General features: G+C 59.9%; 16 protein-coding genes. 13 read left to right on the forward strand and 3 right to left on the reverse strand.

Annotated elements, in window-relative coordinates; all coding sequences use genetic code 11:
• Positions 1-3 precede the first annotated feature (3 nt).
• From XI02_RS36995 to XI02_RS37005, 3 genes are all read left to right on the forward strand, one after another.
• On the forward strand, positions 4-771 hold the full coding sequence (locus XI02_RS36995) for a DUF1236 domain-containing protein (RefSeq protein ID WP_244981006.1): 768 nt from the start codon (positions 4-6) through the stop codon (positions 769-771).
• Between the two features lie 226 nt (positions 772-997).
• Positions 998-1,882 (forward strand): transglutaminase family protein, encoded by an 885-nt coding sequence (locus XI02_RS37000; protein ID WP_194483266.1) that lies wholly within the window; start codon positions 998-1,000, stop codon positions 1,880-1,882.
• Positions 1,883-2,017: 135 nt separating this feature from the next.
• Entirely contained in the window at positions 2,018-2,827 is an 810-nt protein-coding gene (locus XI02_RS37005; RefSeq protein WP_172646924.1) for a transglutaminase family protein, read from the forward strand.
• 215 nt (positions 2,828-3,042) lie between these two features.
• Here the strand turns inward: XI02_RS37005 and XI02_RS37010 are convergent, their stop codons facing one another.
• Positions 3,043-3,246, reverse strand: coding sequence for a hypothetical protein (locus XI02_RS37010; RefSeq protein WP_240536842.1), 204 nt, complete (start codon positions 3,244-3,246; stop codon positions 3,043-3,045).
• Positions 3,247-3,662: 416 nt separating this feature from the next.
• Between XI02_RS37010 and XI02_RS37015 the strand changes: the two genes are divergently transcribed.
• The 6 genes from XI02_RS37015 (at position 3,663) to XI02_RS37040 (ending at position 7,453) form a co-directional block, all read left to right on the forward strand.
• The gene (locus XI02_RS37015; RefSeq protein ID WP_172646923.1) at positions 3,663-4,064 is read left to right on the forward strand and encodes a hypothetical protein; all 402 of its coding nucleotides are present in this window, start codon (positions 3,663-3,665) and stop codon (positions 4,062-4,064) included.
• Positions 4,065-4,091: 27 nt separating this feature from the next.
• Positions 4,092-4,463 (forward strand): signal transduction histidine kinase, encoded by a 372-nt coding sequence (locus tag XI02_RS37020; protein WP_172646922.1) that lies wholly within the window; start codon positions 4,092-4,094, stop codon positions 4,461-4,463.
• A 121-nt stretch (positions 4,464-4,584) separates the two neighbouring features.
• The gene (locus XI02_RS37025) at positions 4,585-4,941 is read left to right on the forward strand and encodes a response regulator (protein ID WP_172646921.1); all 357 of its coding nucleotides are present in this window, start codon (positions 4,585-4,587) and stop codon (positions 4,939-4,941) included.
• Positions 4,942-5,027: 86 nt separating this feature from the next.
• Complete coding sequence (locus tag XI02_RS37030) at positions 5,028-5,426, forward strand: low affinity iron permease family protein (protein WP_172646920.1); 399 nt, start codon at positions 5,028-5,030, stop codon at positions 5,424-5,426.
• Positions 5,427-5,540: 114 nt separating this feature from the next.
• The gene (locus XI02_RS37035; RefSeq protein ID WP_172646919.1) at positions 5,541-6,332 is read left to right on the forward strand and encodes an alpha/beta fold hydrolase; all 792 of its coding nucleotides are present in this window, start codon (positions 5,541-5,543) and stop codon (positions 6,330-6,332) included.
• Between the two features lie 29 nt (positions 6,333-6,361).
• A complete protein-coding gene (locus XI02_RS37040) occupies positions 6,362-7,453 on the forward strand; it encodes a PAS domain-containing sensor histidine kinase (protein ID WP_245164226.1) in 1,092 nt (363 codons plus the stop codon).
• Positions 7,454-7,516: 63 nt separating this feature from the next.
• On the opposite strand, the gene XI02_RS37045 is transcribed toward XI02_RS37040, so the two are convergent.
• Both XI02_RS37045 and XI02_RS37050 read right to left on the reverse strand, forming a co-directional pair.
• Positions 7,517-8,674, reverse strand: a complete 1,158-nt coding sequence (locus XI02_RS37045; RefSeq protein WP_244981005.1) for an AI-2E family transporter — start codon at positions 8,672-8,674, stop codon at positions 7,517-7,519.
• 103 nt (positions 8,675-8,777) lie between these two features.
• Positions 8,778-9,782 carry an alpha/beta fold hydrolase gene (locus XI02_RS37050; protein ID WP_244981004.1) on the reverse strand — a complete coding sequence of 335 codons (1,005 nt, stop codon included), beginning with the start codon at positions 9,780-9,782 and terminating at the stop codon, positions 8,778-8,780.
• Positions 9,783-9,954: 172 nt separating this feature from the next.
• On the opposite strand from XI02_RS37050, the gene XI02_RS37055 reads away from it, so the two are divergent.
• The 4 genes from XI02_RS37055 to XI02_RS37070 all read left to right on the forward strand — a co-directional run bounded on the left by XI02_RS37055 (position 9,955) and on the right by XI02_RS37070 (position 13,844).
• On the forward strand, positions 9,955-10,119 hold the full coding sequence (locus XI02_RS37055; protein ID WP_168388416.1) for a hypothetical protein: 165 nt from the start codon (positions 9,955-9,957) through the stop codon (positions 10,117-10,119).
• Positions 10,120-10,537: 418 nt separating this feature from the next.
• A complete protein-coding gene (locus tag XI02_RS37060; RefSeq protein WP_225895067.1) occupies positions 10,538-11,005 on the forward strand; it encodes a hypothetical protein in 468 nt (155 codons plus the stop codon).
• 182 nt (positions 11,006-11,187) lie between these two features.
• Positions 11,188-11,865: a Crp/Fnr family transcriptional regulator gene (locus tag XI02_RS37065; protein WP_038959688.1), complete on the forward strand. Its 678-nt coding sequence runs from the start codon at positions 11,188-11,190 to the stop codon at positions 11,863-11,865.
• 977 nt (positions 11,866-12,842) lie between these two features.
• Positions 12,843-13,844: a sensor histidine kinase gene (locus XI02_RS37070; protein WP_172646917.1), complete on the forward strand. Its 1,002-nt coding sequence runs from the start codon at positions 12,843-12,845 to the stop codon at positions 13,842-13,844.
• Positions 13,845-14,145: the final 301 nt, after the last annotated feature.

Below are 14,145 nucleotides of genomic sequence, written 5' to 3' on the forward strand. Positions count from 1 at the left end.
GAATTGGAAAATCAGATGAGAAAGTCATTAATGGTTTCTGCGGCCGTTGCGGCCCTATTGGCCACGACTGGGTTTGCGACAGCTCAAGGCGCCAATCAAGGAGCGGCGAAGGACTCTCCGACGGCCGCTTCGCCGAAAGGTGATCCTGCGGCGCCGATGGATGCACCCGCGGCAAAGGGAGTCGAGAAGGCTACCCCAGGTGCTGGGTCAAAGGAGATGGCGCCCCAACATGCGCAGGGCAAGCCGGATGCGAAAACGACCGGTGACATGAAGGCCGATGGCAAGTCGAAGGCCTCGGAGTCGACGACGCCGGCCGCCACGAAGGACGTGAAGAATCCGACCGCCGAAACGACGTCGCCTTCGGGCGGCAAGGCGGCGAGCGAGATGAAAGCCGAAAGCAAGACGAAATCGTCTGATTCGGCCGCGACCTCGAAGGACTTGAAGACTCCGACTGCCGAGACCAAGCCCTCGACCTCGGACAACAAGACGACCGGCAACGCCGCAGCCGCAGCGACAGCGACGCCTCCCGCCGAGAAGCGCACCCAGATCAGTTCGGCGATGAAGCAAGAGAAGGTCGAGGAAGTTGCAAACGTGAACTTCAACCTCTCGATCGGAACGGCCGTCCCGGCGGGCGTCCGCTACTACCCGATGCCGGCACGTATCGTCGAGATCTATCCGGAATGGCGTGGATACGATTTCATCCTCGTGCACGGAAGGTACATTGTTCTTCGCCCGCGCACCCACGAGATCGTCTACATCATCGAAGGCTAGGCGACCACGCCGGGCATATGACTGGCAGTTACGAGGGCGGCTCGAGAGCCGCCCTTGTTGTATGGGTCAACCAGACATGCGAACCTGCCCTGGCATCACTTGCGCCACGGCCTTCCGAAGATCTCGTCAGTTGTCGGCAAATTCAGATACATTTCCCGTCGGAATGCGATCGTCGCCATCAATCGAGCGAATCGTGAGCCCTTAACCCTCGTCGACCGGCGACATCATGGCGATCTTCATCGTCCGGCATAGTACAACGTACCGGTACGAGCGCGAGGTAAGGCTCGGCCGGCATCAGCTAATGGCACGTCCGCGGGACAGCTTCGATCAACGACTGATTGACTTCTCGCTCGATGTGACGCCGAAGCCCTCAGAGGTGAGATGGCTTCATGATGTCTTTGGGAATTGCGTCGCACACATCGAATTTGACCGCGCGAGCGATTACTTGCGATTCGACTGTGAAATCAAGGTTGACCACACTCCGGAGAACGCCCCGGACTTTAGGATTGAGGATTACGCGAAGGACCATCCATTCACGTATCATGACGAAGAGGCGCCTGACCTGGCACCTTATGTTCAGAGATGGTTCTCCGACCCGGAAGATCATGTTGGCCGGTGGCTGGACACCTTTCTCACGCGGGGGACGAAACGTCCGACGGGCCAGCTCCTGATGACCCTCAATGAAGCAATCTCGGATGGCTTCGCATATGACCGCCGCACGGCGCCAGGAACTCAAATTCCCTCCACCACACTTGAACTGAGGAAAGGCACCTGCAGGGACTTTGCCGTCTTGATGATTGAAGCTGCGCGAAGCCTGGGCTTCGCCGCACGCTTTATCACCGGCTATATCTACGTACCGGATCGCGATGGTCCTGTCTGGCTGGGCGGGGGAGCCACCCATGCCTGGTGCCAGATTTACATCCCCGGTTCGGGCTGGGTCGAGTTCGATCCGACCAACGGCATCGTCGGAAACCGGGACTTAATTCGCGTCGCGGTGGCCAGAATCCCGAGCCAGGCCATTCCCCTGTTCGGCACCTATTGGGGAAGTCGCGAGGACGAGCTTGGAATGAATGTGGAGGTCAACGTCAAAACGGCGTCGGCTCTATTGTAGCTGCCGTGATGAAGTGGCTGGAACACAAGCACCACCAGGGCGTTGGGGTTCGCGCCGCGCTGTGTCGCGAGTGTAGGGTGAGCACACACAAGATCGAAGTAGTCGAGCAGCCTTCTCGACTTTGGAGGATGTCGAGTGAAGATCCGGGTCGGCTATGAGATGGTCTACGAGTTTCCGCAACCCACACCCATGATCATGGTCCTGGGCGTTCATTTTACCCGGGCTTCCGACGTTATCGTGCCTGACTATCTGACCACTGATCCTCCGGTGGCGATCAACCCATACCGCGATGGCTTCGGTAGCTGGTGCAGCCGTATCGTTGCTCCAGCCGGTCGACTGCGGCTGGCGGCTGATGGCATCATTCGCGACACGGGCTTGCCGGACGCCACCGTGCCCTCGGCTTCCCAACACGCGGTCGAGGACTTGCCGGCAGAGACGATCGTGTATCTTCTCGGCAGTCGCTATTGCGAAACCGACCAGCTATCCGACACCGCGTGGAAGCTCTTCGAGAAGCAGCCGCCCGGATGGGCGCGCGTTCAGGCGATCTGCGATTTCGTCCACAATCACATTCAATTCGGCTACGAGCACGCGCGCGCCACCAAGACGGCCCGGGAAGTGTACCACGAGGGCAAGGGCGTTTGCCGAGACTTCGCGCATCTGGCCATCACGTTCTGTCGCTGCATGAACATTCCGGCAAGGTACTGCACCGGCTATTTGGGCGACATCGGCATGCCGCCCCCCTATGCGCCAGGAGACTTCGCCGGATGGTTCGAGGCCTACATTGGCGGACGTTGGTACACGTTCGATCCGCGCAACAACGTGCCACGGATTGGACGCATCCTGATTGCCCAGGGACGTGACGCTGCTGACGTCCCGATTACCCAGACGTTTGGGCCGAACACCCTGGTGAGCTTCAAGGTGTGGACCGACGAGATCACTTCCTAGCAACGCGACTTGCGGCTTTCCTGGAACGAATGTCGGCGGCGTTGCTTGGTAACGGGCGACCGGATGCATGTGCCCCACGCATCCGATGAAATGACGGCCCCAGCGCGCCCCCACGCCCTGGGGCCGTTCCTTTAGGAGAGCCCTTCTGGTCTGCTCTCTGGGCCTGGGCTTCTCGCCCAAATCAGCACTTCACCGCTTCGAAACCGAGATCGCCGTCAGCCAGTCACTTTCGGGGCGCCGTTGGGCTTCTTCGGTATCAGCCATTTCCTCATCTCAGCGGCAAAGCCAAGTTGCTCCGCTTTTCTGATGGCTTCGAATCGCATCGCTCCGGCCGGCAACTGCTTTGCTTGCGCCAGAGCCTCGGATGCCCGGGTAGCCCAATCGTGACGATCCAGATCGTTGCGCGGCAGCGTTGTCATTTCATCGTCCTCACTTTGCACTCCAAAGCCAGCACTGGTCGCCACGTCGCGCGAGGCGTTAGGGGCCCTGGCTTGTGACCCGAGCACGCTCGCCCCCTGCGGAATAAGGGCAGCGGCACTATCGAACTCTCACCGATCGGTGTCCACGGCGATCGCAGCAGTATGGACCCGGCAGCGCTGCCCGCTGGTCAATATTGCTCACGACCGGGAGTTTGGCGGGATCACCGCAGTCCGCTGTCGCGGCAATGCTCTTTGCACGACGCAACTGGACGCCAAACGATGCCAACTATCGTGCAAGTTTATTTGGACTTTGGGCTCGTTGTCCGGACCTTTGATCCCCATATCTATTTGAGTCTGATCACCCCATCGGGGGTTTGTTCGAAAGGGGCCGCGACTTTCAACGAAAGAGGCCCGGCATGTTTAGATCTCAGCAATCTCTGGCGAGAGAAGCCAAGCACGGCGAACTGACCAAGCACCCGCCCGATCCGGATGAGAACCGCTCGTACGGTGCAGCCCTTGCGGCCCAAGAAGAACGTATTTTGCGGTGTCTGGGCGCGGCCATCATCATACGATGGAACGCCCTGCCGACAACGCTGCAACGGCAGATCTTCGACACTGCGGGGTCGGTCGGCAAGTTACTGGCGACATCGGCGCTCCGCAGCCAAATCGCCCGGTTTCTTCAGAACCACAAGGATGATGCCGGTCGCGGCAAATTGCCGGTGACAGAAGACTCGCCTGCCGATGCAAGATCAAGTGCCCCGGCGCTGTCGCGATGGGACAACGAGGGAGGAGCAGTCCACGACTGCCCGCCGATGTAGATGGACGCCGATAACAGGAGGAATCCCATGTCGCTTACACAGTTTCGGGTCGATGACGGACCACACGTCATGGATGGACTAAGGCTTCTCGCTCAGGATGGAAATGAATGCGTGGAGGCGTTCATTGGGCGGAAGGTGATGGACGTCTGGGCGGCTTCCATCGAGCATCGTGGAGGGCGACAAAGTCTGTTTCGCGATCAATACAATGCGCTTGGCAGACTGAACCTTCCCGCACTTCAGCGGATCGTGAGCGCGAAATACCAGCGAGGCGCGGTATTCAACCGACAGCATCCCTTCGTCGAGGTTCTATTCTCCGACATTGCGGACAGCGGGGAGGCGCTGGATCTGAGTCAACTGGTTCGAGAGACGTTGCCACCGGCATTTCACAGGATGGCCTGAGTCTCTGATTCCGAGAATGCTGCGACGTTGGCAGCGTCGCCGCGGAACCCTCTCAAGGCTGGGCCGTTCCAGACTTGCAACAGTCGTCAAGAGTATTGAGGAGCCACCGGTGCGAATACTTATGGTCGAGGACGATCCACTTGTCCGCGAATTGGTGGTCGACGCTCTGCGCGAGGAAGGCTACGAGGTCTTTCACGCCTCCAATGGTGAGCAAGCGCTGGCATTGTGCAAGAGGCAGATCGCGGACGTTCTGGTCACCGACATCAGGCTGCCCGGCGGAGTTGACGGGTGGCAGATCGCCGAACGTTGTCGGGAGCATGATCCCCAGCTGCAGGTGATCTACGCGACCGGCTTCTCGCCCGTCGAGGCCCGTCCGGTGCCTGGCAGTCTCACCTTGCACAAGCCCTACCAACCCGACCGCATCGTCGAAGCGGTCAGAAAAATGGGAAAAGAAAGACGGCCTCCTTCCATCAGCTGACGGCGCTCCTTGCGGTCCGTCGATCGCCAATAGCTGACTAGCGGACATCTGCGGTGTGGCTTCCGCTTCGCCAAGGAAATCATTCAATGCGCGCAAATCTGCCCATAGGCTCTACGTCCGCGAATGCTCAGCCGAGCGGCAATTGGTTCGCCCGGCTGGCAGTTGCGACCTCGCGCATTTCCGGCCGACCGACGACCTTTCTGCTGGCAGTTGCCGTCGTACTCGTGTGGGCGATCACGGGTCCCTTATTCGGCTTCAGCGATACCTGGCAGCTCGTCATCAACACGGGCACGACAATCGTGACGTTCCTGATGGTCTTTCTGATCCAGGCAACGCAGAACCGCGACACGCTGGCCTTGCAGTTGAAACTCGACGAATTGATCCTGGCGACAAAGGCCGCAAGCAACCGCATTGCGGGCATCGAGGAGGCGTCGGATGAAGAAATCAAGAAAGCGAAAGTCGAGATGCTCGAGCGCGCCGGCTGATCCGGATCGGCTCGCAGGACCGGGCATCTCCACTGCATTCAGGCCTCGCAAACCGGACCGCGGCCCGGCGACGTTAGAGGAACTGCACGATAAAGGGCGATACGGGGAGTCCTGATGGCAGGCACAATCAAACGAAATAACGTTCGCGTTCGCGGCGCCGGCCACCGGACGATGATCTTCGCACACGGCTTCGGGTGCGACCAGAACATGTGGCGCTTTGTGGCTCCCGCGTTCGAAAAGGATTTCATGACCGTTGTGTTCGACCACGTCGGTGCCGGCGGCTCCGACCTCTCGGCCTACGACAGCGCCAAATATTCGACCCTGTCCGGCTACGCCAAAGACGTGGTCGAAATCGGCACGGAGCTCGGATTGAAGGATTCCGCCTTCGTAGGACATTCCGTCAGCAGCATGATCGGCGTGCTGGCCGCCCGACAAGCCCCCGGGATGTTCGGCAAGCTTGTACTCATCGGTCCGTCACCCCGTTACATCGACGACGACGGATACGTTGGTGGGTTCAGCGCTCAGCAGATCGAGGAATTGCTCAGGTTTCTCGACTCGAACCACATGGGTTGGTCGATGCAGATGGCGCCGATGATCATGGGCAATCCCGACCGACCGGAATTGGGTCAGGAGCTAACCAATAACTTCTGCAGCACCGATCCCGAAATCGCCAAAGCGTTCGCCCGGGTGACCTTCACCTCCGACAACCGCGAAGACCTCGCGGAGGTCTCCCTTCCGACGCTCGTTCTCCAGTGTAGCGAGGATATTATCGCCCCTCCGGAGGTCGGCGAGTTTGTCGCCCGCAATATTCCCAACAGCCGGATGATCGTCCTGGACGCGACCGGGCATTGCCCAAATCTGAGCGCGCCGGAAGAGGTCATCGCGGCGATGCGACCTTTTGTCTAGTGCGCGCCTCCGATCCCCAGTTCAAGGACATGATCGACAACGCGCCGTGCGGTTACGTCACCCTGCAGCCGAACGGCCGGATCGAGTACGTCAACCTCACCTTCCTGGAATGGAGCGGACATACGGCGCCACGGATGACCGGGAAGCGCTTCAGCGATTTCCTGACCATGCCGGGCCGTATCTATTACGAAACCCATATCGCGCCGCTGCTCCGAATGCAGGGATCCTTCGACGAATTCGCCATCGACGTGTTAACCGCCGCCGGTACGCCGCTGCAGATGATCGCCAACGCGAACGAGCGCCGCGATCCGGAAGGAAGGCTGCTGCTCATCCGTCTAGCCCTGATCAAGGCGACGGATCGGCGGCGCTACGAGCACGAGCTTCTGGCCGACCGAGAATTGGCGATTGGCGCCGAGAAGGCGACGCAAGAACTGCTGCGGCTCGAGCACGAAACCTCCGAGTTGCGCGAACAGTTCATCGCCGTGCTCGGTCACGATCTTCGCAATCCTCTCGCCTCCATTAGCGCCGGCGCGAGAATTCTCGACCGAACCGTCCATAGCGAAAAGGAACACCAGATCATCGCCATGATGCAGACCACGGTCATGCGAATGGCCTCGATGATCGACAACGTTCTCGACTTCGCGCGCGGTCGGCTGGGCGGCGGCATTACCCTGGAACGCGATGCAAGAGCGCCGCTCGAACCTGCCCTTGCCCAGGTGGTCGACGAACTGAGACTGGCCTCACCCGGCCGGGTCATCGAGACCGAATTTGCCATCCACGAGCCGGTGAACTGCGATCGCATCCGCATCGGCCAACTCCTCTCCAACCTTCTCGGCAACGCGGTGACGCACGGGGCAACCGACAAACCCGTCGTCGTTCACGCCGAGACGCGAAAGGGATCGTTCGAACTCTGGGTAGCCAATGCGGGTGAGGCGATTCCGGAAACGGTGATGGAGAAGTTGTTCGAACCGTTCTTCCGCGGCAAAGCTCGTGCGAGCAAGCAGGGGCTTGGATTGGGGCTCTACATCGCCTCTCAGATCGCAAAGGCCCATGGGGGCGCTTTGACCGTCGCATCGAACTCCGCTGGAACCCGCTTCACCTTCTCTATGCCTCTTTCGTAGCCTGCCAGCACTGGCCGTGCCCCGCCGGCGGTACGTCCTCAATCCATCACCAAGACGCTGCGATTATCCTTCGAGGACGTGCCCCAAAGCCTTTAGCGGACGGACGCGATCGCTGACGATCTTCAGGATGGCCAGCATTGGAACGGCCAGGATCGCGCCGGGCACCCCCCACATCCAGAACCAGAACACCAGCGACAGGATGATCAGCACGGGGTTCAGGGTGAAGCGTCGCGCAAGCAGCATGGGAGTCAGGGTCTCGCCCTCGGCGAGGTGGATGCAGAAGTAAAGAATCGCCGGCAGCAAGGCCCACCACAAGCTGTCGAAACTCAACATTCCGGCCAGCAGGAAGATGATGGTTCCCAACAACGGCCCGAGAATTGGAACGTAATTGAGCAGGAAGGCAGCGGCTCCCCACAACAAGGGATCTCCAAGCCCGCAGAGGTACATCGCAACCGCCGTCGCAATTCCCACCGCAGCATTCATGGCCGTGATTGTGAGCAGATAGGCCGATATGTCCGCTTCGATCTGCTGGAAGATGTCCACGGCCTGCCTCTTGTCGGCAAAATTCGGCAGCACCTCGACGATGCGTCGCAGAAAAATGTCGCCTGCGACCAGAAGGAAATAGAGCACCAGAACCGTCGTGAACAGGCCGTCGAGCACGGCGCGCGTTCCGGCAAAGAGCACGCCGGTCAGACCGAGATCGCGGCGAACCGAAACGGTGGGCTCCTTTTTCCCGGGAGAGTCCGCGACGTGCTCCGCCTGCTGGACAACCTTTTGCAGCGCTTCGATCGGGCGCTTCAGGACGACCAGATGAGTTTCCAGGCGCGGTAAGCCGTCCGGCAACTTCTCCGCCCACGACGCGGCGGGTACTGACAAGGCTGCCACGAAGCCCACGAGCGCTCCCACGACCAGCAGGATCGCCAAGAGCGCGCCGACGGCACGGGGTAGGCCGATACGCTCGAGAAGATCCACAGCAGGTTGCAGAATGAGTTGCAACACGAAGGCGAGCACCACGGGCAATATGATCGAGCTTGCCACGTATACGGCCGCCAGGACGGCCAGTGTCAACAGGCTACCGAGAAAGAACGTCTGCGGACTGGACGGCAGAGGCATCTCGACATTGTCGACCGCCTGCGTTGGCAAGGCCTCCGATTCCGACGCGCCGGCGTCCTGCCCTGGCGACGAGAGGGGCTCCTGCGGCAACATCGAAAGCGAAACCAAGGGTCTCCTCCATCCTCCACGCAAATCTGTCCTGCCGGCAGCCAGGTATCCCTGCGCGGTCATGACGAGCGGTACGCGCCAGCGCATCGCCGCATCCGACGGACTAGTGCAGGGTCTCGGCAGCGGCTTCGTCGATAGCCGCCATTAGATCTCGCGTGGCAGATTGCTGGATCATATGTCCGGCTCCGGCAATGCGGTGCAGCTTGCTCTGCTTGACCTCGTCATGCAGCCTGGCCGATTGCTCATCGATATCGATCAAACGATCATCCTCGCCCGCAAGTATGATCGTCGGCATGTCGAGTTCGCCGTAGGTCTTCGAAGAAGCAAATGCAGCGGGAACCATCAACGTCGATTCCGCCGCACTGGCGCGGAGCTGTGATGGCCGGACGGCCATTTCCTTCGGAAAGCCGGCGAATTTGCCGGGGACTGGTTGCGGGCCAAACACCTTGCGCAACATTGCCGGCCACATCAATCGACCCAGGATCGGTGAGACGGTGTAGCTGATGATATCGCCAAGCGCGGGTGTGGCGGGTAGAGATGAGGCCACTGCGTCGGCTCGCGCGGTCGGAAAATAGTATCCCGATGCCAGCACCAGCGCTTCGACGAAGGAAGGATGCCTTATCGCCAGCGCGACCGCGACCGACGCCCCCCACGAATGCCCGAGTACGATGGCTCGCTGAACGCCCAGCCCATCAAATGCCTTCCTGAACAGGTCCGCCTGTGCCTCCGGCGTCCAAACCACATTTCGCGGCCGCAGGCTATGCCCGAATCCGGGTCGGTCGAAGACGATGACCCTGTAATTCTCGGCTGCCAGATCGATCAGGCCGCTCGACTCGAAATCCTGGATCATGCTGCCATTGCCGTGGAAGAGAACCAGCGGCCGGCCATTGCCGCGCTCCACATAGTGCAGCCGAACCCCGTCGACGTCGATGAACCGACCCCGTGGCGGGTTATCACGCTGCGCTTTATCGGCAAGATGCCGGTTCGCGATCGCCGTCGCCGCCACAAGGGTAGCGGCCCCAGCAAACGCGGCGATGGCGGGATATCGCCTGAAGGCGGCCAGACAGTCGGATAGGAATGCGGAAGAACGTGTTTGCGAAAAAGCCATGTGCAACACCTCAAGTGGTCTGCACGACGCCTCACGCCAATGAGAAATGTTGCAGCTGATGCTCAACGGGGACGAGCGAGCTTTCGTTCCACGCGGTCAATCGCAGCTTTGGGAACATAGAGACCTCGGTCCCGTTCAACATTGTTACTCTCCCCAAAGAGTGACTGGTCCAATGACTAACAAGAAGAACCCGAATGAGAAGCAGCCTGGCGAGAACCCCGATGGCAAGTACCATTTCAACCCTGGAAATATGGCAGGGAAAACGCCGGGGGATGCGGAGCAGACCGACAAAAATCGCGGCACTCCGCATGATCACAAGGAAGAGCCCGGCGGTTAGAACTTGTCGATGAGGCCGCCAATTGGCGGCCTCGCTTTCTCTCGCGGCGGCCGGTGGAGGGCACGGCCGCTGTGATTTTGCTCAGACTCAGACTGATGACCGTTCTACGCTAACAGAGACATCCATGGACCGGAACGAAAAGCCCGGCCACGAGGGCCGGGCCGATCGGAAGTATGAGTCCAAGTCAGGCAATCAAAGAACAGAGCACGCGTAGACAGCGCTGGCTGTTCAAAAAGGAACAGAATGCGTGGACCGCTGGCACTCGCCGCCCAACTGCGTGGGAATGTAGCTAGGGTCGTACAGGTCTGAGCATCGCAGGGCATGCGATCCAGCCGATTTGTGGAAAGCTTCGTCTAGGGTGACGTCGTGCGGCAATGTGTCCATCCAAATTTGTCCGAATGGTCTCCACGCAGGCTGAATGAGCAATTTGGTACAGCCGCCCAGCGATCGACATGCTTGGCTTCCTCAAGCTATCTCGATCCTCTCAGTCAAAGGCGACATCATGGACATCTCCCGGGAGACAAAGGCGACCGCGCGCTCCGTTCTGTGGGGTGCTGTGGCTGGGGCGATGGCCCTGGCGATCGTTGGCTTCAGCTGGGGCGGCTGGGTGACCGGTGGGTCCGCAGAGACCCTCGCTGCAAGCCGCGCTGCGACGGCCGTCGTCGCAGCTCTCACACCCATCTGCGTTGAAAAGTTTCGACAGACCGCTGATGCCTCGGCGAACCTGACCGAAATGAAGAAGGCGACCTATGTATCGGAACAAGGCAAGTTCGTCGAAAAGGGAGGTTGGGCCACGATGCCGGGAAGCACCGAGCCAAACTCGGCCGTTGCACGGGCTTGTGCCGAATCGCTCGGCCGCGAAAAAGCGGTGGAGCAACGCGGATAGCCGGCGAACCTGCGCAGGACGCGATCTGCGCAGTATTTCGGGATGTCCATACCTGGCCCCCCCTTGCGGGCCGGAATTCCCTGATGTGATTTCCGTTCCCGCTCTCCCGCGCTGCGCCTTCCACGAAGCGGACATTCTGCTAATATTACGGGGCACTACACCTAGGGAATGAGAGCGTCCATTTGGCCAAGCCCGCGAAGGACAAGTTTGATCCCAAGACCTTCCTCGCCAAGGTTGGGGCAGGAAAATCGATCTCAAAGCTTGGCAAGGGTCAGAACGTGTTCGTGCAGGGAGATGTCGCGGACGCGGTTTTCTACATTCAAAAAGGAAAGATCAAGCTCACGGTCGTTTCCGACCAGGGCAAGGAAGCCGTCGTCGGGATGTTGGAGCCGGGACAATTCTTTGGTGAAGGTTGTCTCAACGGCCAGCCATTGCGTATCGCGACGACTACGGCAATGGAAGACAGCATCATCACTAGAATATCGAAACTGGCAATGATTTCAGCGCTCGAAGGCAGGCCCAAGTTCTCCCAATTGTTCATGGCGTACCTGCTCACGCGCAATAGCCGAATCGAAGAAGATCTGATCGACCAACTATTCAACTCCAGCGAAAAACGTCTGGCGCGGCTGTTGCTTCTGCTCGCGAATTTCGGCAAGGAAACCAGCCCGCAGCCTATTGGGGTCAAGATCAGTCAGGAAACACTTGCCGAAATGATCGGCGCGACCCGATCGCGGGTTAGTTTCTTCATGAATAAATTCCGCAGGCTTGGCTTCATCAGCTACAATGGAAAAATCGAGGTCCATAGCTCGCTCCTGAACGCCGTTCTGATTGAGAAGTCGGAGCTGGGCCGGAAGGACTGACCGGCGCGCGACCGGTCGATTGATCGACTGCAGATGCGTGGCATCGCCATTTGGAGGTCGGGCACGTCGGCCCCCTCGCCGGTCTTTGGCATTCGCCCTCTCGCTGGATCGCTGCGATGCTGATCGCGATCCAGTATGGTTGTCATTTGGTATGATCGCGGCAGCATCGCTGCCGAGCGCGATCGAGATCGAGATCAAGCCGAGGGAAGTCGCTTCAAGGTCGATCAAGCAAGGTGATGCGCTGAATGCATTCAGCATACAGATCACGCATCGAGACGATTCCGCCGAACGAACACGGCGAGGACGGTCGGCCGACGTTTCAATTCGAAGGCACCTCAGACCGGTCTTACCTCGCGTGCCCGGCATCAGGGCGCGTGAGCAGGTGGGGACCAACAAGTGGCGCGTCGAAGAGTGAGCAAAATTGCACAGCGACCGCGAGCTGGATGTGATCGGATGACGCCGGGCGTCGCGGGCCGCCCCCGCGCCGTTCGGGCGGCCCGAGATCTCGACCAGTGCCGAACTCGGGCCGCTCTTGTTTGGCTTGGCGCAGGAGCGCGAGAAGCAGGACGGACCGCTGAAGCGTGATCGATCATGGAAGCGCGCGATCTGTAATGAAATTGTTGGCCGCAGATCCGCGGAACCTGAAAGGTCGATATGACGCTAAAGATCAAAGAGCATACCTGCCCTGGATGCAGCGGAACGGGCTTCGCTCCGACGATGCAGCCGGTGGAACCGGGCCGAAAGATCTACCCAGCGAAATGCCAGTCATGCAAAGGCAAGGGCAGGATCACGGACGCCGACTAAGGCAAGGCTCATTCCTATCCGCTCGCGGCGCGTATGTCGGAGTGCGCAGGCCGGCCGGCGCGGGCCGATCACGGAAATTGATTCCGCCAAGCCTCGTTCTTCCGCTCACATGCGCTGCCTGGCACCACCGCGCCCCTCAGCCGTTATCGGTGTACAAGATGGAAGCAAAGCGGATGTCGTCCGATAAGATATCGATGCCGGTTTGGAATGAAAAGCACTTGCGTGCTGCGACCGACGCCGCCGGCGTGGCCTTGTGGGCCTGGAACGTGGATACGGACGCTATTACGATGGACGAACGCGCCTACGACCTGTGGGACGTTCCGAAGAGTGAAAAACACATCACATTCGAGATCTTGTCCAGGAACATCCATCCTGCCGATCTGGAACGAGTCAGGTCTGCGTTTGCCGCTACTCGCGCAATAGTAGGCGCTTACGAGATTGACTTTCGCATCTTGTTCGACGGCGACATCCGTTGGATCTCCGCGCGCGGGCAAGGCGACGATGCGGACATCGCCGATCGAACCATGTTTGGCATCTTCCTCGATGTTACCCAACGCAAGCAAGCCGAAGAAGCGAACGAGTTGCTGGCCGGTGAGATGAGCCATCGCGTGAAGAACCTTCTGACTATCGCGACCGCGCTTACTCAATTTACATCGCGTTCGGCCGCAACCAAAGAAGACATGGCCCACGAGCTAACAAATCGGCTGATGGCCTTGGGACGTGCACAGGATCTCATTCGCCCCATACCGGGAAAGAAGAGCGAAGGAGCGCTTCTTGGTGACCTCGTCTCCATCTTGCTCGCGCCTTACGACGAAAGGGAGGCGAGCGTCCGCATTCGCGTTTCGGTGCCGAAGATGAATGTCGGCGAGATGTCGAGTACAACGCTCGCTCTTGTGCTGCACGAACTGGCAACGAACTCGGCGAAATACGGTTCGCTGTCGCTGGCAAGCGGCACCTTGGACGTGTCGTGCAATGCCCATGGCGACGAAGTCGTCGTGACCTGGACCGAGCGGGGCGGCCCGCCTCTCAAGGCCCCCGCAATGCTCAATGGCTTCGGAAGCAAATTGGTGCAGCGGAGCATGGCGGCCCAGCTCGGTGGCTCTATCGCATTCGACTGGTCGGAAGAGGGGCTGGTCGTTACGCTGATCATGAGCAAAGATCGCCTGGCAAGGTGAGGAACCTTGAGATCTTCGTATAGTAGCGGCCGGCGCAACGCGGAGCCTTGAAGACGGAGATCAGGTCCGCGTTCCAGAGTGGCCGGCACTTCCGGGAGACTGCATGAGGGGGCCTCGCACAATGCCCATCGGCTCGACCTCTGCGGCCAGCGCCTGCGCCTAACCCGGCAATATGCCCGAAAGGCCTGAGCCCGGGACGCTGCGGACATGCCGCTTCCCGTGGACGACGCCAAGGCGTCGCCCACCATGCCACAGCAACCGCAACACGAAGCACACCAGGTTCAAGCCGCAATTCCAATTG

This window comes from Bradyrhizobium sp. CCBAU 21365, assembly GCF_015291305.1.
Classification (GTDB): Bacteria; Pseudomonadota; Alphaproteobacteria; order Rhizobiales; family Xanthobacteraceae; genus Bradyrhizobium; species Bradyrhizobium elkanii.

Coding starts and splice junctions, on each gene's coding strand:
- XI02_RS37000 (WP_194483266.1), top strand. CDS start 998: ATGGCGATCTTCATCGTCCGGCATAGTACAACGTACCGGTACGAGCGC.
- XI02_RS37010 (WP_240536842.1), bottom strand. CDS start 3,246: ATGACAACGCTGCCGCGCAACGATCTGGATCGTCACGATTGGGCTACC.
- XI02_RS37015 (WP_172646923.1), top strand. CDS start 3,663: ATGTTTAGATCTCAGCAATCTCTGGCGAGAGAAGCCAAGCACGGCGAA.
- XI02_RS37020 (WP_172646922.1), top strand. CDS start 4,092: ATGTCGCTTACACAGTTTCGGGTCGATGACGGACCACACGTCATGGAT.
- XI02_RS37025 (WP_172646921.1), top strand. CDS start 4,585: ATGGTCGAGGACGATCCACTTGTCCGCGAATTGGTGGTCGACGCTCTG.
- XI02_RS37030 (WP_172646920.1), top strand. CDS start 5,028: ATGCGCGCAAATCTGCCCATAGGCTCTACGTCCGCGAATGCTCAGCCG.
- XI02_RS37035 (WP_172646919.1), top strand. CDS start 5,541: ATGGCAGGCACAATCAAACGAAATAACGTTCGCGTTCGCGGCGCCGGC.
- XI02_RS37040 (WP_245164226.1), top strand. CDS start 6,362: ATGATCGACAACGCGCCGTGCGGTTACGTCACCCTGCAGCCGAACGGC.
- XI02_RS37050 (WP_244981004.1), bottom strand. CDS start 9,782: ATGGCTTTTTCGCAAACACGTTCTTCCGCATTCCTATCCGACTGTCTG.
- XI02_RS37055 (WP_168388416.1), top strand. CDS start 9,955: ATGACTAACAAGAAGAACCCGAATGAGAAGCAGCCTGGCGAGAACCCC.
- XI02_RS37060 (WP_225895067.1), top strand. CDS start 10,538: ATGAGCAATTTGGTACAGCCGCCCAGCGATCGACATGCTTGGCTTCCT.
- XI02_RS37070 (WP_172646917.1), top strand. CDS start 12,843: ATGTCGTCCGATAAGATATCGATGCCGGTTTGGAATGAAAAGCACTTG.